This window comes from Streptomyces sp. SID12488 (genome assembly GCF_010548275.1).
GTDB lineage: Bacteria > Actinomycetota > Actinomycetes > Streptomycetales > Streptomycetaceae > Streptomyces.
Genome location: NZ_JAAGLT010000005.1, coordinates 63,030 through 82,975, shown reverse-complemented (window position 1 = coordinate 82,975; position 19,946 = coordinate 63,030). Strand labels below are relative to the sequence as shown.

Annotated in this window: 20 protein-coding genes and 1 riboswitch; of the genes, 16 read left to right on the top strand and 4 right to left on the bottom strand. The window is 70.7% G+C overall.

Annotated features, from left to right (window positions below):
- Positions 1 to 164: 164 nt before the first annotated feature.
- The 4 genes from G3I56_RS10265 (at position 165) to G3I56_RS10250 (ending at position 3,620) form a co-directional block, all read left to right on the top strand.
- Positions 165 to 527 (top strand): hypothetical protein, encoded by a 363-nt coding sequence (locus tag G3I56_RS10265; protein ID WP_164408601.1) that lies wholly within the window; start codon positions 165 to 167, stop codon positions 525 to 527.
- 23 nt (positions 528 to 550) lie between these two features.
- Positions 551 to 889: a hypothetical protein gene (locus G3I56_RS10260; RefSeq protein ID WP_164408600.1), complete on the top strand. Its 339-nt coding sequence runs from the start codon at positions 551 to 553 to the stop codon at positions 887 to 889.
- Positions 890 to 1,071: 182 nt separating this feature from the next.
- Entirely contained in the window at positions 1,072 to 1,860 is a 789-nt protein-coding gene (locus G3I56_RS10255; protein ID WP_164408599.1) for a carbon-nitrogen hydrolase family protein, read from the top strand.
- A gap of 62 nt (positions 1,861 to 1,922) precedes the next feature.
- A complete protein-coding gene (locus G3I56_RS10250; protein WP_164408598.1) occupies positions 1,923 to 3,620 on the top strand; it encodes an NAD(P)/FAD-dependent oxidoreductase in 1,698 nt (565 codons plus the stop codon).
- A gap of 40 nt (positions 3,621 to 3,660) precedes the next feature.
- Here G3I56_RS10250 and G3I56_RS10245 read toward each other — a convergent pair whose 3' ends face one another.
- Positions 3,661 to 4,590, bottom strand: coding sequence for an LLM class F420-dependent oxidoreductase (locus G3I56_RS10245; protein ID WP_164408597.1), 930 nt, complete (start codon positions 4,588 to 4,590; stop codon positions 3,661 to 3,663).
- 119 nt (positions 4,591 to 4,709) lie between these two features.
- Positions 4,710 to 5,384 carry a DUF5995 family protein gene (locus G3I56_RS10240; RefSeq protein ID WP_164408596.1) on the bottom strand — a complete coding sequence of 225 codons (675 nt, stop codon included), beginning with the start codon at positions 5,382 to 5,384 and terminating at the stop codon, positions 4,710 to 4,712.
- 175 nt (positions 5,385 to 5,559) lie between these two features.
- On the opposite strand from G3I56_RS10240, the gene G3I56_RS10235 reads away from it, so the two are divergent.
- Positions 5,560 to 6,708 (top strand): glycoside hydrolase family 6 protein, encoded by a 1,149-nt coding sequence (locus G3I56_RS10235; RefSeq protein WP_164408845.1) that lies wholly within the window; start codon positions 5,560 to 5,562, stop codon positions 6,706 to 6,708.
- A 125-nt stretch (positions 6,709 to 6,833) separates the two neighbouring features.
- The gene (locus G3I56_RS10230) at positions 6,834 to 7,283 is read left to right on the top strand and encodes a thioesterase family protein (protein WP_164408844.1); all 450 of its coding nucleotides are present in this window, start codon (positions 6,834 to 6,836) and stop codon (positions 7,281 to 7,283) included.
- Here G3I56_RS10230 and G3I56_RS10225 read toward each other — a convergent pair.
- Positions 7,243 to 8,454 (bottom strand): MFS transporter, encoded by a 1,212-nt coding sequence (locus tag G3I56_RS10225; RefSeq protein WP_164408595.1) that lies wholly within the window; start codon positions 8,452 to 8,454, stop codon positions 7,243 to 7,245. The two genes, G3I56_RS10230 and G3I56_RS10225, sit on opposite strands and share 41 nt — an antisense overlap.
- A gap of 160 nt (positions 8,455 to 8,614) precedes the next feature.
- On the opposite strand from G3I56_RS10225, the gene G3I56_RS10220 reads away from it, so the two are divergent.
- The 10 genes from G3I56_RS10220 to G3I56_RS10175 all read left to right on the top strand — a co-directional run bounded on the left by G3I56_RS10220 (position 8,615) and on the right by G3I56_RS10175 (position 17,833).
- A complete protein-coding gene (locus G3I56_RS10220; protein ID WP_164408594.1) occupies positions 8,615 to 9,805 on the top strand; it encodes an ROK family transcriptional regulator in 1,191 nt (396 codons plus the stop codon).
- Positions 9,806 to 10,049: 244 nt separating this feature from the next.
- A riboswitch (FMN riboswitch) is annotated at positions 10,050 to 10,185 on the top strand.
- 147 nt (positions 10,186 to 10,332) lie between these two features.
- Positions 10,333 to 10,935, top strand: coding sequence for a riboflavin synthase (locus tag G3I56_RS10215; RefSeq protein ID WP_164408593.1), 603 nt, complete (start codon positions 10,333 to 10,335; stop codon positions 10,933 to 10,935).
- Positions 10,932 to 11,573 (top strand): nicotinamide mononucleotide transporter family protein, encoded by a 642-nt coding sequence (locus G3I56_RS10210; protein ID WP_164408592.1) that lies wholly within the window; start codon positions 10,932 to 10,934, stop codon positions 11,571 to 11,573. The genes G3I56_RS10215 and G3I56_RS10210 overlap by 4 nt, the downstream gene beginning before the upstream one ends.
- Complete coding sequence (locus G3I56_RS10205) at positions 11,570 to 12,919, top strand: bifunctional 3,4-dihydroxy-2-butanone-4-phosphate synthase/GTP cyclohydrolase II (protein WP_203689611.1); 1,350 nt, start codon at positions 11,570 to 11,572, stop codon at positions 12,917 to 12,919. The genes G3I56_RS10210 and G3I56_RS10205 overlap by 4 nt, the downstream gene beginning before the upstream one ends.
- Positions 12,920 to 12,979: 60 nt before the next feature.
- Complete coding sequence (gene ribH, locus G3I56_RS10200; protein ID WP_053740326.1) at positions 12,980 to 13,465, top strand: 6,7-dimethyl-8-ribityllumazine synthase; 486 nt, start codon at positions 12,980 to 12,982, stop codon at positions 13,463 to 13,465.
- A 34-nt stretch (positions 13,466 to 13,499) separates the two neighbouring features.
- Positions 13,500 to 13,772: a phosphoribosyl-ATP diphosphatase gene (locus G3I56_RS10195; protein WP_055533705.1), complete on the top strand. Its 273-nt coding sequence runs from the start codon at positions 13,500 to 13,502 to the stop codon at positions 13,770 to 13,772.
- A 46-nt stretch (positions 13,773 to 13,818) separates the two neighbouring features.
- Positions 13,819 to 14,667: an ATP phosphoribosyltransferase gene (gene hisG, locus G3I56_RS10190; RefSeq protein WP_164408591.1), complete on the top strand. Its 849-nt coding sequence runs from the start codon at positions 13,819 to 13,821 to the stop codon at positions 14,665 to 14,667.
- Between the two features lie 46 nt (positions 14,668 to 14,713).
- Complete coding sequence (locus G3I56_RS10185) at positions 14,714 to 15,196, top strand: PH domain-containing protein (protein WP_164408590.1); 483 nt, start codon at positions 14,714 to 14,716, stop codon at positions 15,194 to 15,196.
- A 202-nt stretch (positions 15,197 to 15,398) separates the two neighbouring features.
- Complete coding sequence (locus G3I56_RS10180; protein WP_164408589.1) at positions 15,399 to 16,751, top strand: hemolysin family protein; 1,353 nt, start codon at positions 15,399 to 15,401, stop codon at positions 16,749 to 16,751.
- Positions 16,748 to 17,833: a hemolysin family protein gene (locus tag G3I56_RS10175; protein WP_164408588.1), complete on the top strand. Its 1,086-nt coding sequence runs from the start codon at positions 16,748 to 16,750 to the stop codon at positions 17,831 to 17,833. The genes G3I56_RS10180 and G3I56_RS10175 overlap by 4 nt, the downstream gene beginning before the upstream one ends.
- 226 nt (positions 17,834 to 18,059) lie before the next feature.
- Here G3I56_RS10175 and G3I56_RS10170 read toward each other — a convergent pair whose 3' ends face one another.
- Entirely contained in the window at positions 18,060 to 19,925 is a 1,866-nt protein-coding gene (locus G3I56_RS10170; protein ID WP_164408587.1) for an AAA family ATPase, read from the bottom strand.
- Positions 19,926 to 19,946 lie beyond the last annotated feature (21 nt).

The window sequence follows — 19,946 nt, the reverse complement described above, 5'->3', positions numbered from 1 at the left end:
GCGGAGGCAGGCGTGCTGACGTCGATGCCGGCCAGGTACGGCAGACCGGTGTCCGTGGTCTGCGTGAACTTTTCGGCCGCGGTGTCCCTGGTGCGGTTGGTCGCGTCGCTGACCCAGACCGGGGTCTGGGCCGAGGCGCGGCCGGGCAGGGCGGACACCGGGCCGTGTACCTGCAGGCCGGCGCTTCGGGCAGCGGTGCCGCCTCGGCCGCGAGCAGGCTGGCGGGGGGCGACGCGGGCTTCATCACGGTCGGCGGCGCGCTGAAGGGCAGCCTCTTCGTCGGCGCGGTGACGCTCTCCGCCTACGACGTCGCCGAGGCACCGCCGGCCCAGAAACTCCACACGGCCTCGCGGGACGCGGCGGGCCTCGCGGGCGGCCTTTCGGGCGCTGCCTACGGTGCTGAGGTGGGCGCGTCCATCGGCTCGGTCTTCCCTGGCGCGGGCACCGTCGTGGGCGGTGTCGTCGGAGGCATCATCGCCAGCGGTGTGGCGTCCGAGGTGGCCGACAAGGTCATGAATTGGTTCTGATCCTGAATGGAGGCATCCCCGGCATGACCGGTAACGAGCCTGAGGGGCTACTGCGGGTACTGATCGTGTACGAGCGGCCCGCGGCGGACAAGGTGATCTGTCACGCCCGTTGCGTCAGTGTGGGGCGAAGTGTCTTCCCCGGCGATTTGGTGCTCCCGATGGACACCCCACCGGATGCCGGGGGTCCCCCGGCCCGGGTACTCCGTATACACCGACAGCCTTACGGTGAGTTCACCGAACTGACCCCCGGCTGGAGCGCCGTCGTCGAGTTGGAGGGCGCGGACCTGTCCTGGGTGCGGCCCGACGCGAACCTCCGAGTGGTCCCGCCGGTGACCGGTACGGATCAGGTGCAGGGGGACTGAGACCCTCAGAACCCGAGCGGGGTGGGGGCGGCGGTGGCGAGAACAACGAATCGCCGCCCAGCCCCTTCCCCACGCAACGAATCGCTCACCGGCACGCAACGGCTCAGCCTTGTCCCGCCGAGCCCGCCCCCCGTACCGTCTATCTGTATCCCCAACCCCTTAAGCCCCTGCAAGGACCCCGCATGCGCACCGCCCTGCTCCAGAGCTCCGGCCGCCCCGGTTCCCTCGTCGAGAACCTCAAGGTGCTCGACGAGGCCGCGGGCCGGGCCGCCGCCGCGGGCGCCGCGCTGCTGGCCGCGCCGGAGATGTTCCTCACCGGGTACGCGATCGGCGACGGCATCGGCCACCTCGCCGAGCCCGCCGACGGCGACTCCGCCGACGCGGTCGCCGACATCGCCACCCGGCACGGCCTCGCGATCGCCTACGGCTACCCCGAGCGGTCCGGAGACCAGGTCTTCAACTCCGCACAGCTGATCTCCGCCGACGGCGAGCGTCTCGCCAACTACCGCAAGACCCACCTCTTCGGCTGCTTCGAACGCGACCACTTCACACCGGGCGAGCAGCCCGTCGTACAGGCCGAACTGGACGGGCTCCGGGTCGGCCTGATGATCTGTTACGACGTCGAGTTCCCGGAGAACGTCCGCGCCCACGCGCTCGCCGGCACCGACCTCCTGCTGGTCCCGACGGCACAGATGCACCCCTTCCAGTTCGTCGCCGAGTCCGTCGTACCGGTGCGGGCCTTCGAGAACCAGATGTACGTCGCCTACGTCAACCGGGTCGGTCAGGAAGGGGAGTTCGACTTCGTCGGGCTCTCCACGGTCGCCGGACCCGACGGAGTCGCCCGCACCAGGGCCGGTCGCGGTGAGGAACTCCTCCTCGCCGACGTCGACCACGTTCTCCTCGCCGCCTCCCGCGAGGCGAACCCGTATCTCCAGGACCGGCGCCCCGGCCTGTACGGCTCCCTCGTCTGAGCTTCCCCCCTTTTTTTCCGTACCCCCTTCACCTGCTTCACCCCGCAAGGAGTCCGTACCCCATGACGTCCACGGTGCCCACCGCCGTCCAGCACGCCGACGCGCAGCAGCCGCCGATCACCATGTTCGGGCCGGACTTCCCCTACGCCTACGACGACTTCCTCGCCCACCCGGCCGGCCTCGGGCAGGTGCCCGCGACCGAGCACGGCACCGAGGTCGCCGTCATCGGCGGCGGGCTGTCGGGGATCGTCGCCGCGTACGAGCTGATGAAGATGGGCCTCAAGCCCGTGGTCTACGAGGCCGATCAGATCGGCGGGCGGCTGCGGACCGTCGGGTTCGACGGCTGCGACCCCGCGCTCACCGCCGAGATGGGCGCGATGCGCTTCCCGCCCTCCTCCACCGCCCTCCAGCACTACATCGACCTGGTGGACCTGGAGACCCGGCCGTTCCCCAACCCCCTTGCCCAGTGCACCCCTTCGACGGTCGTCGACCTCAAGGGCGAGTCGCACTACGCCGAGACGGTCGGCGACCTGCCGCAGGTCTACCGTGATGTCGCCGAGGCCTGGAACACATGCCTCGAAGAGGGCGCCGACTTCTCCGACATGAACCGCGCCCTGCGTGAGCGCGACATCCCGCGCATCCGCGAGATCTGGGCACGGCTCGTCGAGAAGCTCGACAACCAGACCTTCTACGGCTTCCTCTGCGACTCAGAGTCCTTCAAGTCCTTCCGGCACCGCGAGATCTTCGGCCAGGTCGGCTTCGGGACGGGCGGCTGGGACACCGACTTCCCCAACTCGATCCTGGAGATCCTGCGGGTCGTCTACACCGAGGCCGACGACCATCACCGGGGCATCGTGGGCGGCAGCCAGCAACTGCCGCTGCGGCTCTGGGAACGCGAACCCGGGAAGATCGTCCACTGGCCGTACGGGACCTCCCTCGCGTCCCTGCACGTGAACGGCGTACCCCGCCCGGCCGTGACCCGCCTGCACCGCACGGCCGGCAACGGGATCACCGTCACCGACGCGGGCGGCGACATCCGTACGTACCCGGCGGCCGTCTTCACCGCCCAGTCCTGGATGCTGCTCTCGAAGATCGCCTGCGACGACTCGCTCTTCCCGATCGACCACTGGACCGCCATCGAGCGCACCCACTACATGGAGTCCAGCAAGCTCTTCGTGCCTGTCGACCGGCCGTTCTGGCTCGACAAGGACGAGCACACCGGGCGTGACGTGATGTCCATGACCCTCACCGACCGTATGACGCGCGGGACCTACCTCCTCGACGACGGTCCGGACAAGCCCGCCGTCATCTGCCTCTCGTACACCTGGTGCGACGACAGCCTCAAGTGGCTGCCGCTGTCCGCGAACGAGCGGATGGAGGTCATGCTGAAGTCGCTCGGCGAGATCTATCCGAAGGTCGACATCCGGGGGCACGTCATCGGCAACCCGGTCACCGTGTCCTGGGAGAACGAGCCCTACTTCATGGGCGCGTTCAAGGCCAACCTGCCCGGTCACTACCGTTACCAGCGGCGCCTGTTCACGCACTTCATGCAGGACCGGCTGCCCGCCGACAAGCGGGGCCTCTTCCTCGCCGGGGACGACATCTCCTGGACGGCGGGCTGGGCCGAGGGCGCCGTCCAGACCGCGCTGAACGCGGTCTGGGGCGTCATGCACCAGTTCGGCGGGACCACCGATCCGACCAACCCGGGCCCCGGTGACGTGTACGACGAGATCGCACCCGTCGAACTCCCCGAGGACTAGGACTAGGGCCAGGACCAGGACCAAGGGCTGTCGGGGTCGGTCAGAGCCCCGCGGTCCGTGCCGCCTCGTACAACTCGGCGGCCAGGTCCTTGAGTTCGCCGGCGTCCCTCGGGGTGTCGCCGAAGTCGAAGAAGAACTCGTCGAGGCCGATCTCGGCGTGGGCGGCGAGGTCGGTAACGATCTGGTCGACGCTGCCCTGGAAGGGGCGGCGGTCGGCGCCGTCGTATGCCTTCGCCGTGTAGGTGGGGTTCACCCGCGCCACCGTCTCGATCGGCCTGGTGCGGCCCTTCTCGGCGGCGACGTCCTGCACCTGCCGCCACTGGGCGGCGAGTTGCTCGGCACCCATGGCGATCGGGTGCCAGCCGTCGCCGCGTTCGACGAGCCGGGCCAGTGCCTTCTTGCTGTTGGCGGGCAGGAGGATCGGGATGGGGCGGGCGGGCTTGGGACCGATCACGGACGACGCGATCTTCGTCAGGCGGCCGTCGTACTGGACCGGGTCCGGGCCCCAGACCGCCCGGCACACGTCGAGGATCTCGTCCAGCACCTGACCGCGCTCCGCGAACGGGGCCACTCCGGCGGCGGCGTACTCGTCGACGGACCAGCCGGTGCCGAAGCCCGCTACCACCCGGCCGCCGCTCGCTGCGTCCAACGTGCCGAGCGTGCGGGCCAGTTGGAAGGGGCCGTGCAGCGGGGCCACCAGCACACTGGTGCCCAGGCGGGCGTGCTCGGTGGCCGTGGCGGCCAGCGTGAGCGTCACCAGCGGTTCGGCCAGACCCCGGTACGCGTCGGGCCAGGCGAGGCCCTCGATGCCGTACAGGCCCTGGGTCGCGGGCTCCGGGAACAGGGCGCGTTCGAGCACCCAGAGGCTCTCGTAGCCGATCTGTTCGGCCGCGCGTGCCACGTCCGGCACGTCCCGTCCGATCTCGTACTGGTGTGACTGCGGAAGACCCAGACCCAGGCGGACGGCCATACCCGTGCTCCTTCGCAAGAGATCGCTAGAGATCGCAAGAAATCACAAGAGATGCGTTCGCCATCGAACGTACAACGTTCACCTAGCTATGGCGGAGGTCCCGCGCAGGAGTGGCCGGATCAGTCCGGCAGCGGCGTGAGGAGCATGCGGCTCGCGAAGCCGACCGCCGCGTCGAGGCGGTCGGTGAACTCCTCGGCGACATCGGGCAGCCGGCGCAGCGCCCACAGCGTGCGGGCCGCCGACCAGGTGGCGGCCCGGGCCCGCTCCATGCTCCATGCGCCGAGCAGGTGGGTGAGCGGATCGGCGATCTGGAGCAGGTCGGGACCCGGCATCAGCTCTTCGCGGACGCACTCCTCCAGCGAAACGAGTAGATCACCCACGCGTTCGAACTCATCCTCGAGATCGGCGGGTTCGCAGTCGAGCGTACGACAGGCGTCCACGACGGCGAGCGCCAGATCGTGCCCGATGTGCGCATTGATGCCCGCGAGCGCGAACTGCAGCGGGCGTACACCGGGGTGGCGGCGGAACTGGAGCAGCGGGCGCCAGCAGGCGGGCGCGTGCTCGTCTTCGGCCACCCGCAGATACCGCTCGGCGAACCGTACGTCCAGGGTGATCGCGGCCTCGGCGTCGGGGAACGCGCCGGCCTCCAGACGCCGGTCGAAGGCCTCCGTGACGGCGAGGTAGACGCGGTTGAAGACCGCCAGCCCGTCGCGCGGCGGCAGGTGTGCCTCCAGCGCGCGCATACGGGAGAGGACCTGGTCGACAGAAGTGGTGAACTGTTCCAATTGCACCATGAGGGCAGGGTCCCAGCCCTAGGCTGGCGGACGTGCCGCCGAGCCGGACGCTTCCCCAGAACGGGGGAACGCGCCCGCCGCGGCGGAGGAAGAGGAGTTGTACGTGTCAGGCTTGCGCGCCCACCGCCTGGCCTCGCGCCGGGTCGAACGCAGGCGCGCCGCCCGGCGTTCCGTCATGGTCGCCGCCGCCTCGGTCGTGGTCGCCGTGGGCACCGCGACCGGGCTGCTCTCCGCGCTCGACGACGGGCGCGGTGGCGGTGCCGACGAGGCCAGGCCCGAGGTGACCAGCTCGCCCCTGCTCGCCCCGCTGCCGGCCGTGACGTCGGCCCCGCCCACGCCGACCCCCTCGAAGTCGCCCTCCCCGTCCGCCCGTACGACGAAGGCGAAGAAGCCGAGCCGCACCCCCTCGCCCGCAGCCCAGGGGGCCGAGCCGGAGGCGAAACAGGCGCCCGCCGCGGTGTCCACCCGTCTCTACCGCTACCCCGACTCCCAGGTCCTCGACTGGGTCGGCGCCCACCGCGACGATCCGCGCCGCCCCGTCATCGAGGCGGAGATCGCCGACCGTCCGGCGGCGGTCTGGTTCGCCGACTTCTCACCTTCGACGATCGCCGCCCGGGTCCGCGCGGTCACCGCGGGTGCGGCGGGCGCCGGCCGGGTCCCGGTGCTCGTGCCGTACGCCGTTCCGGACCGCGACTGCGGCGGCGCCTCCCAGGGCGGTGCGCCCGACCTCGACGCTTACGACGGCTGGATCGACGCGTTCGCGGCGGGCCTCGGCTCCGACGAGGTCATCGTCATCCTGGAGCCCGACTCGATCGCCCAGTCCGACTGTCTCTCCACGGGGCAGCGTGCCGACCGCTTCGCCTCGCTGGCCCGCGCGGGCCGCGCCCTCAAGGCCGCCGACCCCAATGCCCGCGTCTACTACGACGCGGGCCACTCCGGCTGGAACGCCCCCGCCAAGCAGGCGGCCCTCCTCCGTCAGGCGGGCGCGGCATCGGCCGCCTCCTCCGACGGCGTCTTCAGCAACGTCTCCAACTTCCACCGCACGGACGACGAGATCACGTACGACCGACAGGTCCTCGACGCCCTCGGCGGCCCCGCCGGCCTCGGAGCCGTGATCGACACCAGCCGCAACGGCAACGGCGCCCCGGCCGACGGCGAGTGGTGCGACCCGGACGGCCGGAAACTCGGCCGGGCGCCGACCACGAGCACCGGCGAGGCGCGGATCGACGCCTATCTGTGGGTCAAGCTGCCGGGGGAGTCGGACGGCTGCAAGGGCACACCTGGCACGTTCACCCCGTCGTACGCCTACGACCTGGCGCGCTGAGCCGACCGGAGGGTGATTCTGAGCGTGCGCTTAGGATGAGGACGCGTAAATAACTGCATCCACCATTCATGCCGTACGCCCCAGGAGCCCCGCCCGTGACCGCCGAAGCCGAAGTCGCAGCGCCCATGTCCTCCGCCGATCCGGACGTCTCGTACGGGCGGCTGATGCCCGTCACCGTCCACTTCGACGACCTCGACTCCCTCGGCATGCTCCACAACGCCCGCTATCCGCTACTGGTGGAGCGGGCCTGGAACGAGCTGCTGCACGGGTACGGCTTCACCTTCGACGGTGACTGGGCGGCGGCCGGGGACTTCTGCAACGTGGTCAGGGAACTGCTCATCAGCTACGAGGCACCGGTCGATCGGCCCGGCGCCTACGCCGTGCACCTCTGGGTGGACCGCCTCGGCACCACTGGCCTCACCTACGGCTTCCGGCTCTGCTCGGCCGACGGTGAGGTGACATACGCCCGGGGCACCCGGGTGCTGGTCCGTCTCGACGCGGGCACCCTGCGGCCCACGCCGTGGAGCGACCGGTTCAGGGCCTGCGGTCGGGAACTGCTGCGCCCGGCGGACTGACCTTCGGGCGGTCCTTCTCGCCGGCCCGCAGCACTCCCGCGAACCCGGCGAGCCCGCCCGCCAGCACCGTGACCAGCCCGAACGACACCACCAGGCTCGTCGCCTGGGCCAGCGTCCCGATCGCGCTCGGCGCGACCAGGCCCGAGGTGTACGTGATGGTGGCGACGCCCGCGATGGCCTGACTGGGGTTGGGGCCGCTGTGGCCCGCCGCCGCGAAGCACAGCGGGACGACCACGGCGATGCCGAGACCGAGCAGCGCGAAGCCGGTCATCGCCGTGGCGGGATGCTCCGCGACCACGATGAGGACACCGCCGACTACGGCGAGCACGCCGCCCGCGCGGACCGTGCGCACCGCGCCGAAACGGTTCACGACCGAGTCGCCGACGAGCCGGGCCACCGCCATCGTCAGCATGAAGCCGGTCGTGGAAGCCGCCGCCAGACCGTCCGAGGTGCCCAACTCGTCCCGCAGGTACACCGCCGACCAGTCCAGGCTCGCGCCCTCCGCGAACACCGCGCAGAAGCCGACCGCGCCGATCAGCAGCGCGGATCTGGGCGGCAGCGCGAACTTCGGAGGCGGCTCCTCGTCCTCGGTGGGGCGCAGATCGAGCACCCAGCGGCAGGCGGCCACGCCGAGAACCGTGAGGGTCGCCGCCGCGAGTACGTGATGGAGGCGCGCGTCCGAGCCCAGATGCGCGGCGAGGGTGCCGCCCGCCGCGCCGACCAGGGCCCCCGCACTCCACATGCCGTGCAGGCCGGACATGATCGACCTGCCCAGCCGGTTCTCGATCTCCACGCCCAGCGCGTTCATCGCCACGTCCGCCATGCCGGCGGTTGCGCCGTAGACGAACAGGGCGAGGCAGAGCGTGGGGAGGTTCGGGGACAGGGCCGGCAGGACCAGCGCCAGGGTCCAGAGCGCGATCAGACCGCGCAACGCCGTACGGGCGCCGAAACGGTGGCTGATGCGGCCCGCGAGCGGCATCGCGAGGGAGGCGCCGAGCGCGGGGAACGCCAGAGCCAGCCCCAACTGCCCCGCGCTGACCGAGGCGTGGTCCTGGATCCACGGCACCCGGGTCGCGAACGAGCCGGTGACGGCGCCGTGCACGGCGAAGACCGCGGCCACGGCGTACCGGGCGCGCTTCACCTCGTCTCGTTCGTACAGCACTGCACCCATTCTGCGGCCCTTCCCGGGTCGGCTCTCCGCCGTGTCTCCAGCTGTGTCGCGGAACCTCCGCCGCGCGCTGCCGTAAACTATCAGGAACCCTGCCTGATAGATAGCGAGATATCGGCCGTCCGCAGCGGGAACGGCCCCGCCGATCTGGAAGGATCTCGGCATGCCCGCATCACCGAGCACCGCCCGGGCCATCAACGACCGGCTCGCCCTGCGTCTGCTCCAGAAGGAAGGCCCGTTGGCGGCCTGGCAGTTGAAGCAGCTCACCGGCCTGTCCCGCCCGACCGTCGCCGACCTCGTCGAACGCCTCACCGCCGCCGGACTGATCACGGTCGTGGGGGAGTCGGGGGAGCAGCGCCGAGGACCGAACGCGAAGGTGTACGGGATCGTCGCCGGCCTCGCCCACCTGGCCGCCCTCGACGTCCGTACCGAAGGTGTCTCCGTCGTCGTAGCCGACCTGCTGGGCGAGGTGCTCGCCGAGGCGTCCGTGCCGATCGGGGGCGACACCGGCACCGGCCCCGCCGTGGAACAGGCGGTCGCTCTCGTCGAGCGGGTCGCCAAGGAGGCCGGAGCCGAGCAACTGCACACGGTCGGGATCGGCGCCCCTGGTCTGATCGACCCGGCGACCGGCGAACTCCGGGACACCGGAGGCCTGCCGGTGTGGCACCGCAGGCTGGTCGCCGCGCTCCAGGAACGGCTTCCCGGGACCCGCGTGATCGTCGAGAACGAGACCAACCTCGCCGCCCTCGCCGAACAGCGCGACGGCGCCGCCCGCGACCGGGACACCTTCGTGCTGCTGTGGCTCGGCCACGGCACCGGCGCGGCCGTGGTCCTCGACGGCATCCTGCGCCGGGGGGCCTCCGGCGGCACCGGCGAGATCGGCTTCCTGCCGGTGCCGGGCACGGGGCAGCTGCCGTCGGCCACGGACTGCGCGGGCGGCTTCCACTCCCTCGCCGGAGCGGCGGCGATCGCCCGACTGGCGGGTAAGCAGGACATGGTGGCCGACGCCGCCACCCATGAGCCCTACGCGGCGGCTCTGGTCCGCGCGGCCGTGACGGCCCCCGGGGCCCCGGCCCACGCCCGTTTCCTCGACACCCTCGCCGACCGACTCGCCATCGGCGTCGCTTCCGTCGTCGCCGTCCTCGACCCGGGATGCGTGGTGCTGGGCGGCGAGGTCGGCCGGGCGGGCGGTGACGTACTCGCCACCCTTGTCGAGGTACGGCTTGCCCGGATGTCACCCCTCCCGGCTCAGGTGCGCGCGAGCGCACTGGGCGGCGGAGCGGTACTGCGCGGGGCGTTGCTGACGGCTCGGGAAGGTGCGCAGGAGGTGCTGTTCGGGGCGCCGGTCAGGTAGTTCTGGAGGGTGTGGGGGACCGGCGGCGGGCCAGGGCCGTCGTCACCGCCACCGGTCCGGCACCGACGCTAAGAGGTCTGGACCATGGCGGTCAATAGGTATGGACCAATTGTGCGGCTCGATTGCCCGCCTCTCACCTGCCGCCCGTTCCCGTCGGATATTCCCATCGGTTCTTGTGAGTCAGTCCACAAAACTCACCCGCATGGAGTACGGCCGGGCGTGGCACACTGACCTCTAACAGAAGCAGCGCACTCCGGGGTCGGTGAAAGTCCGAACCGGCGGTTACAGTCCGCGACCCGTCCGCATGTTTTTCGGCGGCCGGTTGACCAGGTGGAATTCCTGGACCGACGGTTAAAGTCCGGATGGGAGGCAGTGCGCGGCGGGCGGGCATTCGTGCGCGCCGCCGTACAGCTTGGCCATGGGTCGAGCTCCGTCCGGCGTCGCTCCCGGTGTTCCTGCCCGTTCACAGCTGTCGTCATCGACAGGCCCCGGAGTCCGTGCCCGAAGAGGCAGGGAGGACCCGGGAAGTGTTCACCGGAATCGTCGAAGAACTGGGCGAAGTCACGGCGGTCGAGAACCTCGGCGACGCGTCCCGCTTCAGGCTCCGTGGCCCCGTGGTCACCGAAGGTGCCCGCCACGGCGACTCCATCGCCGTCAACGGCGTGTGTCTCACGGTCGTCGAACACGAGGGCGCCGAGTTCACCGCCGACGTCATGGCGGAGACCCTCGACCGCTCCAGCCTGGGCGTCCTCACCGTCGGCTCGCGCGTCAACCTCGAACGCCCCATGGCCCTGGGCGCCCGCCTCGGCGGCCACATCGTGCAGGGCCACGTCGACGGCACGGGCACGGTCCTCGAACGCAGGCCGTCCGAGAACTGGGAGATCGTCAAGGTCTCGCTCCCCGCCGACCTCACCCGCTATGTCGTCGAGAAGGGTTCCATCACCGTCGACGGCATCAGCCTCACCGTCGTCGACGCCGGGCCGGACTACTTCACCGTCAGCCTCATCCCCACCACCCTCGACCTGACCACGCTCGGCCGCAAACAGCCCGGCGACCCGGTCAACCTCGAGGTCGACGTCATCGCCAAGTACGTCGAGCGGCTGCTCGGACCCCAGGGGGCGGCGAAGTGAACCGGCTGAACACCGAGGCGTTCACCCTCCTCGACCAGCACATCCTCTGGTCGGACATGATCGGCAACACCCTCGGCCTGATCGCCCTCGCCCTCGGCTGGCGGCGCTCCCTGCTGAGCTGGCCGGTGCAGTTCCTCTCCGGTCTCGTCCTCTTCGGCGCGTTCTTCGGCCACCTCACCGGCAGCGCGGGCAAGCAGGTCGTCGTCATGGCCGTCGCCGGCTACGGCTGGTGGCAGTGGAACCGCCACAAGGGCGACTCCGCGGACGGTCACATCACCCCGCGGTTCGCCACCTGGCGCGAGCGCGGGGCCATGATCGGCGCCGCCGCCGTCGGCACGGTCGCCGTGGCCCTGCTCTTCAAGGCCTACCCGACCCTGTCCTGGGACCCCTGGCCGGACGCCTACATCTTCGTCGGCACCATCGTCGCCATGTACGCCCAGGCGCGCGGCATGGTCGAGTTCTGGTTCGCCTGGCTCCTCGTCGACCTCGTCGGCGTCCCCCTCAACTTCGCCAACGGCTACGCCTTCTCCGGCTTCGTCTACGTCGTCTACGGCGCGCTCGTCCTGTGGGGCATGCGCGACTGGTGGCTGCGCTCCCGCAAGGACACGCGGCCCGTCCTGGAAGGAGCGCCCGCATGACTGCCCTCCCGTCTCCCACCACCACCCCGAACGAGACGCCACACGTCACCCCTTCGGTCCCGCCGATCCTCTACAGCACGGACAACATCGAGGACTGGTCCCTCGATCCGATCGAGCAGGCCATCGCGGACATCGCGGCCGGCCGCCCGGTCGTGGTCGTCGACGACGAGGACCGGGAGAACGAGGGCGACCTCGTCATCGCCGCCGAGAAGGCGACCCCCGAGATCGTCGCGTTCATGATGAGCGAGTGCCGCGGGCTCATCTGCGCCCCCATGGAGGGCGACGAGCTCGACCGGCTCCGGCTGCCGCAGATGGTCGACGACAACACCGAGTCGATGAAAACCGCGTTCACAGTCTCCGTCGACGCATCCGCCGTTCACGGTGTGAGCACCGGTATCTCGGCTTCCGACCGGGCGACCACGCTTCAGCTCCTCGCGGGCGGGGACGCGGGCGCCGACGACTTCGTCCGCCCCGGCCACATCTTCCCGCTGCGCGCCAGGCCCGGCGGCGTGCTGGTCCGCAACGGCCACACCGAGGCCGCCGTCGACCTCGCCCGCCTCGCGGGGCTGCGACCGGCCGGCGCCATCGTGGAGATCGCCGGCGAGGACGGCCGTATGCTCCGCCTGCCCGAGCTGATCCCCTTCGCTCGCAAGCACGGCCTGACGATCATCTCCATCGAGGACCTGGTCGCCTACCGCAAGAGCGCCGAACCCACCGTCCGTCGCGAGGCCGAGACCCAACTGCCCACCGTCTTCGGCAGGTTCACGGCGTACGGCTACCGCTCCACCGTCGACGGAGTCGAGCACGTCGCCCTCGTCCACGGTGACATCGGCGCCGACGACGGCGAGGACGTCCTGGTCCGCGTCCACTCCGAATGCCTCACCGGCGACGTCTTCCACTCCCTGCGCTGCGACTGCGGCCCCCAGCTGGAGACCTCCCTCGAACGCATCCGGGACGAGGGCCGCGGAGTGGTCGTCTACCTGCGCGGCCACGAGGGGCGCGGCATCGGACTGCTGTCCAAGCTCCGGGCGTACGAACTCCAGGAGCAGGGCCGCGACACCCTCGACGCCAACCTGGAGCTCGGCCTGCCCGCCGACGCCCGGGACTACGGCGCGGGCGCGCAGATACTCCAGGACCTCGGCGTCCGCAGCGTGCGCCTGATGACCAACAACCCCGACAAGACCGACGCGCTCGTCCGCCACGGCCTCAGGGTCACCGGCCGCGAGCCGATGCCCGTACAGGCGGGCGAGCACAACCTCACCTACCTGCGCACCAAGCGGGACCGGATGGGACACGACCTGCCCTGGCTGGACACGGCCCCCGTGTCCCCCTGCGGCAACCAGTAGAGACCGCTGCAGAACTCGCTGTAGAAGACGCAGTAGAGATAGCCAAGGAGAGACGAGAACGTGAGCGGCAAGGGTGCACCTGAACTGTCCGTACGCAACTGCGGTGACCTGCGCGTCGCCGTCATCGCGGCCCAGTGGCACGAGAAGGTGATGGACGGTCTGGTGGACGGCGCCCTGCGCGCCCTGCACGACCTGGGCATCGACGAGCCGACCCTGCTGAGGGTCCCCGGCAGCTGGGAACTCCCGGTCGTCGCCAAGGTCCTCGCCGGGCGGGGCTACGACGCGATCGTGGCCCTCGGCGTCGTCATCCGGGGTGGCACTCCCCACTTCGAGTACGTGTGCCAGGGCGTCACCCAGGGCCTCACCCAGGTCTCGGTCGACACCGGAGTCCCCATCGGCATGGGCGTGCTGACCTGCGACACCGAGGAACAGGCCCTCGACCGCGCGGGCATCGAGGGCTCCAACGAGGACAAGGGGCACGAGGCGGTGACGGCGGCCGTGGCGACGGCGGCCACCCTCCGCTCAGTATCCGAACCCTGGCGATAGGGAGTTCCCTTCACCACGTAATGTGGGGGCCATCATGTCCAATAAGACGTTCGAGGAGCTCTTCGCCGAGCTCCAGCACAAGGCCGCCACGGGCGATCCCGCCACCTCCCGCACCGCAGAGCTGGTGGGCAAGGGCGTCCATGCCATCGGCAAGAAGGTCGTAGAAGAGGCCGCCGAGGTCTGGATGGCCGCCGAGTACGAGGGCAAGGAAGCAGCCGCCGAGGAGATCTCGCAGCTGCTCTACCACGTCCAGGTGATGATGGTCGCCCGCGGAATCTCGCTGGACGACGTGTACGCCCACCTGTAAGCCGTAGTCGCACACCGTTCCGTACGAAACGAAGGAAGCTTGTCTCATGCTGCGCATCGCCGTCCCCAACAAGGGTTCCCTGTCAGGCCCTGCGTCGGCGATGCTGAATGAGGCCGGCTACCTGCAGCGCCGGGAGTCCAAGGAGCTGCGGATCGTCGACCCGGAGAACGAGGTCGAGTTCTTCTACCTCCGCCCCCGCGACATCGCGATCTACGTCTCCTCCGGCCGCCTCGACATCGGCATCACCGGTGGGGACCTGCTCGTCGACTCCGGGGCCAACGCGGAGGAGATCCTCCCGCTCGGCTTCGCCCGCTCAACCTTCCGCTTCGCCGGCAAGCCCGGCACCGCAGCGGGCATCGAGGACCTGGCCGGCCTGACCGTGGCCACCTCGTACGAGGGGATCGTCGCCAAGCACCTCGCCGACCACGGCGTCGACGCCTCCGTCGTTCACCTCGACGGCGCTGTCGAGACCGCGATCGAACTCGGCGTCGCCGAGGTCATCGCGGATGTCGTCGAGACCGGCACCTCACTGCGCAACGCGGGCCTGGAGGTGTTCGGCGAACCCATCATGAAGTCCGAGGCGATCGTCATCCGCCGGGTCGGAGCGGAGGCCGAGGAACCCAAGGTCCAGCAGTTCCTGCGCCGCCTCCAGGGCGTCCTGGTGGCCCGGACCTACGTGATGATGGACTACGACTGCCGCGTCGAGCAGCTGGAGAAGGCCGTCGCCCTGACGCCCGGCCTGGAGTCGCCGACCGTGTCGCCGCTGCACAACGAGGGCTGGGTCGCCGTCCGTGCGATGGTCCCGTCCAAGGAGGCCCAGCGGATCATGGACGATCTGTATGACATCGGCGCGCGGGCCATCCTGACCACGGCCATCCACGCCTGCCGCCTCTGAGACACGGGAAGCCACCGACACCGTGAGCGACAGGGACCGTACACCGATGCAGGATCCGCCCACCGCACCCGTTCCGCCGGCGCTGCCCGCGCTGCCCGTCACTTTCCGGCCGGGCCGCACCCGGGCCGTGCTGGCCACCGCCGGCGTCGCGATCTTCGTCGTCATCACGACGATCGCGCTGCTCCTGGAGACGCTCAGCCCCGGGGAGCGCCTCAGCTTCGTCTTCACCGGCGCGCTGCTGTCCTCCGTACTCCTGCTCCTGTCCCGGCCGAAGGTGGTCGCCGACGAGTCCGGAGTCACCGTCGTCAACATCGCGAGCAAGAGGCGTCTGGACTGGGCGGAGATCCTCCGGGTGAACCTCCGGCCGGGTGACCCCTGGGTGTTCCTCGACCTCAGCGACGGTACGAGCCTGCCCGCGCTCGGCATCCAGCCCGGCATCGCCAAACAGCGTGCCATCGAGGACGCGCGCACCCTGCGGGCGCTCACCGAGGCGCGGTCCGCGGGTACCCCCGAGCAAGATCAGGGCTGACTCAGGGCCGTCCACCCTGCCGCTCAGGCCCATGTCTTGATTAATCTGTTGGCGGAGGCGTTTTTCGCGCGCCTCCGCCTCTGATGTTCCCCCCGGTCTTCAGAGGCCCCCTGCTACCCGAGGAGTGACTCCCTCCAGCGATGGACGGATCGTCCTGTAGTACCTGCGCCGCCCCCTCCCGGCATATCGAGGCGGCGGCATCATGACCACCCCCCTGCTGCTCCTTGGCGCGGCATTCCTGCTGATCCTGGCCAACGGCTTCTTCGTGGCGGCCGAGTTCGGCCTCGTCACGGTCGAGCGACCGGACGCGGAGAAGGCGGCCGCCGAGGGTGACCGACGGGCCCGTACGGTCGTCGAGTCGCTCAAGGAGCTGTCCTTCCAGCTCTCCGGCACCCAGCTCGGCATCACCATCACCTCCCTCGTCGTCGGCATGCTCGCCGAGCCGGCGCTCGCGGAGCTGCTGCACGGCCCGTTCACCGCGATCGGCCTGCCCGAAGGGGCCGTCCCCACCATCTCGGTGATCGTCGGCATGCTGCTGGCCTCGGCCGTGCAGATGGTGATCGGCGAACTCGTGCCCAAGAACTGGGCGGTCTCCAGGCCGCTGCAGGTCGCCCGCTTCGTGGCCGGCCCGCAGCACGCCTTCTCCCGACTCTTCCGCCCGGTGATCGCCGCGCTCAACGCGGTGGCCAACCGCCTGGTCCGTGCCCTGGGTGTCGAACCCACCGCGGAACTGGCCTCGGCCCGCACCCCCGGCGAACTGGTCTCCCTGGCCAGACACTCGGCCCAGGCCGGCACGCTGGAACAGGACACCGCGGACCTCTTCGTACGGACGCTGTCGCTGGGCGAGCTGACCGCGCAGCACGTCATGACCCCGCGTGTGCGGGTCAGCGCGCTGCAGTCGTCGGCCACCGCCGAGGACGTCGTCAACCTGACCCGGGCCACCGGCCTGTCCCGCTTCCCCGTCTACCGGGAGCGGATCGACGAGATCGTCGGTATGGCCCACCTCAAGGACGCCCTCGCGGTGCCCGCGGGGGACCGGCTGCGCACACCGGTCGGGCGGATCGCCAAATCACCGCTGCTGGTCCCCGAGACGCTCCCGGTGCAGCCACTGCTCGAACTGCTGCGCAGCCAGCAGCCCATCGCCGTCGTCGTCGACGAGTACGGCGGTACGGCGGGTGTGGTCACCCTGGAGGACATCGTCGAGGAACTCGTCGGCGAGGTCCACGACGAGCACGACGACGTGCTCAACGAACCGACCGAGCTCGCCGCCGCCCCGCCCGAGGACGGCCGCCCCGCCTGGGACGCCGACGGCAGCTGCCGTGTCGACATCCTCCAGCGCATAGGCCTCGACGTACCGGAGGGGCCGTACGAGACGGTCGCCGGCCTCGTCGCCGACCTGCTGGGCAGAATTCCGGTCCCCGGTGACAGGGCCGAACTGCCGGGCTGGCGTCTGTCGGTCCGCCAGGTCGGCCACTACCGGGCCGAGCGGGTACGCCTGATCAGGGCCGAGGGCAGTACGAAGACGGCGGACCTCGCGGTGGAGGCGGCCCGATGAGCATCCTCCAACTCCTCTTCGCCCTGCTCCTCGTGCTCGCCAACGGCTTCTTCGTGGGCGCCGAGTTCGCCCTCGTCTCCGTCCGCCGAAGCCAGATCGAACCGCTGGGCACGGCGCGGGCCCGCCAGGTGCTGTACGGACTGGAACGGCTGCCGCAGATGATGGCCGCCGCCCAGTTCGGCATCACCATGTGCTCACTGACCCTGGGCGCGGTAGCCGAACCGACCGTGGCCCAGCTGCTGGAACCGGTCTTCGAGGCGGCCCACCTGCCCGAGGGCATGATCCACCCGCTGGGGTACGTCATCGCGCTCGCGGTCGTGGTCTTCCTCCACCTGGTCATCGGGGAGATGCTCCCGAAGAACCTGGCGATGGCGGCGCCCGAGAAGACCGCGCTGTGGCTGAGCCCGGGCCTGGTCGCCTTCGCCCGCGTGTGCGGGCCGGTCACGGTGGGGCTGGGCGCCTGTGCCCGGCTCATCCTGAAGCTCTTCCGCGTCGAGCCCAAGGACGAGGTCGAGGCGGTCTTCACCAGCGAGCAGCTCAACCGGCTGGTGGAGGACGCCGGCCAGGCCGGACTGCTCGACCCCGGTGAGCAGGAACGCCTGGAGGACGCGCTGGAACTGGGCTCCCGCCCGGTCACCGACGTCCTCCTCGACCGCGAGTCCCTGGTGACAGTGGGCCCGTCGGTCACCCCGGGCCAGGTCGTCGCCCTCACCGCCCGTACCGGCTACTCCCGGTTCCCGGTGGTGGCGGACAACGGCGCCTTCATGGGCTACCTGCACGTGAAGGACGTACTGGACGTGGAGGAGTCGCAGCGGGCGGTGCCGCAGCACATCTGGCGCGCCATGACGACGCTGCGCTCCGAACTCCCGCTGGACGACGCGCTGACGGTCATGCGCCGGGCGGCGACGCACCTGGCCCAGGTCGCGGACGGTTCGGGCCGGGTGATCGGCCTGGTCGCCATGGAGGACGTGCTGGAACTCCTGGTGGGCGAGGTACGCGACCCCGCCCACCGCCAGTCACCTCCGGTACCGAAGGCGACGGAACCCAGGGCGGAGGCACAGAAGGAGGCGCTGGCGAGTTGACGCTCCGCGGGACGGGCGGGTTGTTGGGCTGCGGATGGGCGGGGACTGATCGCGCAGTTCCCCGCGCCCCTGAAGGGGCGCCCCCAGCCCGCATAGCTGCGGGCATGCGCACGCCAGGGGCGGCACCCGTCCCACCGAGAGCGGCACCCCGTAAGCGCCGGGCTGCGCGACCCAGCTCTACCTCAGCACCGACAGCGGGCGCCGAACTCAAGGTGCCCGCTGTCGATCAGGGGGCCGACGGATCCTGTGGCCCGCGCCCCGACAGGACCTCCCCGTACGCCTGCATGAGGTCCGGCAGCCGCAAGGTCGACAGGTCGTCCCGTGTCAGCATCCCCGGGTACACCGACAGCCGCAGATCCCGATACGCACAGCTCTTCTCGTACAGCGTCCGCAGGAACCGCCCGTTGCCCAGCTCGTCGATCCACCCCTGGTCCACCACATGCCCGGCGATCGAGCGCAGCTCGTCCAGCGCCTCCTCGTCCCACACGTCACCGTTCTCCGCCGCCAGCACCTCGCCGATGGAGGTGAGTTCGAGCGGACGGTACGAGGGGAAGTCGACGCGGGTCGTGAAGCGGGACGACAGCCCGGGGTTGGCGGCGAGGAGCCGGTCCATGCCCTCCGGATAGCCGGCCAGGATCACCACCAGGTGGTCCCGGTTGTCCTCGGCCCGCTTCAGCAGCACCTGCAGGGCCTCGTCGCCGTACGCATCGCCCTTGCCGTACCCGGAGTTGGAGAGCGAGTACGCCTCGTCGACGAACAGGACGCCCCCGATCGCGGAGTCGATCAGCTCGTTGGCCTTCACCGCGGTCTGGCCGAGATACTCGCCGACCAGGTCCGCCCGCTGCGCCTCGACCAGATGGTCGCCGCCGAGCAGCCCGAGTGCGTAGAACACCCGGCCGAGGATGCGTGCCACCGTCGTCTTGCCGGTGCCTGACGGACCCGAGAAGACGAAGTGCCGCTTCGGCGGCTGTACCGGCAGTCCCTGCCCCGCCCGCAGCCGCGCCATGTTCAGCTGGGCGGAGAGCGCCTTCACCTGGCGCTTCACCGGTTCCAGACCCACCATGCACTCCAGTTGGGCGAGTGCCTCCTCGAGCAGCCCGGGATCGGTCGGGCCGGTCGGCAGCGGCTGCACCGGAAGGGCGGCCTTCTCGCGCACCGAGTCGGTCGCGGACGGCAACGGGCCACCCGGAGGCGGGAGTTCGGGCTCCGAGAGCTTCAGGTCGCGGCCCTCGCCGCCGAAGAGGGGGTCGATGCCGTCCGGGCTCTCCAGCAACTCCTGCCCGATCCCGGAGAGCGTGATCGCCGCGAGGTCGGTCGCCTCGTCGTACCCGTCGCCCTCGGAGATCGCGGCGAGCCGCGCCGAGGTGTCCATGAACGCGGCGTCCACGCGGTGCACGGCCCGGTACAGGGGGAGGGCCGCCGCCGAGCGGCCCGTGCCCTCGTGGGCCCGTGCCAGCCAGTAGCGCAGTTCCTTGCGCTGCGGCTGCTCACTGCGACAGCGCATCAGCGCGGCCGACAGCAGCGGCTCCGCCTGCCCGAACATCTCCAGGCGCACCCGGGCCATGCCGCCGAACAGACCCGCCTCGATGCCCAGCAACGTGTCGTTGATCAACGGGTCGGTGTGCCGGACCAGTTGCTCCCAGTCCTTGACGAGATAGGCGCGGCACGCGTGCAGGAAACGGACCTGCGGGTCGGTGTCCACCGGTGGCAGGCCGGCCAACGCCCGGTCCAGTTCAGGCACGTGGCGGCCGTCCAGCCAGTGCGAGGCGTGCGCGAGCAGCAGATCGCGCGGACTCTCGAGCACGGGCTGCACCCACCAGCCCAGCCAGTACCAGGAGTTGAGGGTCCGGCGGTGACGTGAGCGCTGCTCCCCGAAGCGCTCCCGGTGCCGGAACATCCGAAGCAGCGCGGTCGTCGTGTCGACGCGCAGCGCGTGCAGTCCGAGCCAGCCGTCGGCCATCCCGGGATCCATCCGCACCGCGGTGCGGAACTCCTCCTCCGCCTGGGGATAGGCGCCCATCGTGTAGGCGTCCACACCTCGCAGCCAGACGAGGTCGGCCGGGGCCTCGGGGCCCTGCGTGCCGAAGTCCATCACGTCCCCCACAAACCGTGC

Excerpts from the sequence above, each read along its gene's own strand:
- G3I56_RS10260 (WP_164408600.1), top strand. The coding sequence starts at position 551 with ATGACCGGTAACGAGCCTGAGGGGCTACTGCGGGTACTGATCGTGTAC.
- G3I56_RS10255 (WP_164408599.1), top strand. The coding sequence starts at position 1,072 with ATGCGCACCGCCCTGCTCCAGAGCTCCGGCCGCCCCGGTTCCCTCGTC.
- G3I56_RS10250 (WP_164408598.1), top strand. The coding sequence starts at position 1,923 with ATGACGTCCACGGTGCCCACCGCCGTCCAGCACGCCGACGCGCAGCAG.
- G3I56_RS10245 (WP_164408597.1), bottom strand. The coding sequence starts at position 4,590 with ATGGCCGTCCGCCTGGGTCTGGGTCTTCCGCAGTCACACCAGTACGAG.
- G3I56_RS10240 (WP_164408596.1), bottom strand. The coding sequence starts at position 5,384 with ATGGTGCAATTGGAACAGTTCACCACTTCTGTCGACCAGGTCCTCTCC.
- G3I56_RS10235 (WP_164408845.1), top strand. The coding sequence starts at position 5,560 with ATGGTCGCCGCCGCCTCGGTCGTGGTCGCCGTGGGCACCGCGACCGGG.
- G3I56_RS10230 (WP_164408844.1), top strand. The coding sequence starts at position 6,834 with ATGTCCTCCGCCGATCCGGACGTCTCGTACGGGCGGCTGATGCCCGTC.
- G3I56_RS10225 (WP_164408595.1), bottom strand. The coding sequence starts at position 8,454 with ATGGGTGCAGTGCTGTACGAACGAGACGAGGTGAAGCGCGCCCGGTAC.
- G3I56_RS10220 (WP_164408594.1), top strand. The coding sequence starts at position 8,615 with ATGCCCGCATCACCGAGCACCGCCCGGGCCATCAACGACCGGCTCGCC.
- G3I56_RS10205 (WP_203689611.1), top strand. The coding sequence starts at position 11,570 with ATGACTGCCCTCCCGTCTCCCACCACCACCCCGAACGAGACGCCACAC.
- G3I56_RS10195 (WP_055533705.1), top strand. The coding sequence starts at position 13,500 with ATGTCCAATAAGACGTTCGAGGAGCTCTTCGCCGAGCTCCAGCACAAG.
- hisG (WP_164408591.1), top strand. The coding sequence starts at position 13,819 with ATGCTGCGCATCGCCGTCCCCAACAAGGGTTCCCTGTCAGGCCCTGCG.
- G3I56_RS10185 (WP_164408590.1), top strand. The coding sequence starts at position 14,714 with ATGCAGGATCCGCCCACCGCACCCGTTCCGCCGGCGCTGCCCGCGCTG.
- G3I56_RS10180 (WP_164408589.1), top strand. The coding sequence starts at position 15,399 with ATGACCACCCCCCTGCTGCTCCTTGGCGCGGCATTCCTGCTGATCCTG.
- G3I56_RS10175 (WP_164408588.1), top strand. The coding sequence starts at position 16,748 with ATGAGCATCCTCCAACTCCTCTTCGCCCTGCTCCTCGTGCTCGCCAAC.
- G3I56_RS10170 (WP_164408587.1), bottom strand. The coding sequence starts at position 19,925 with ATGGACTTCGGCACGCAGGGCCCCGAGGCCCCGGCCGACCTCGTCTGG.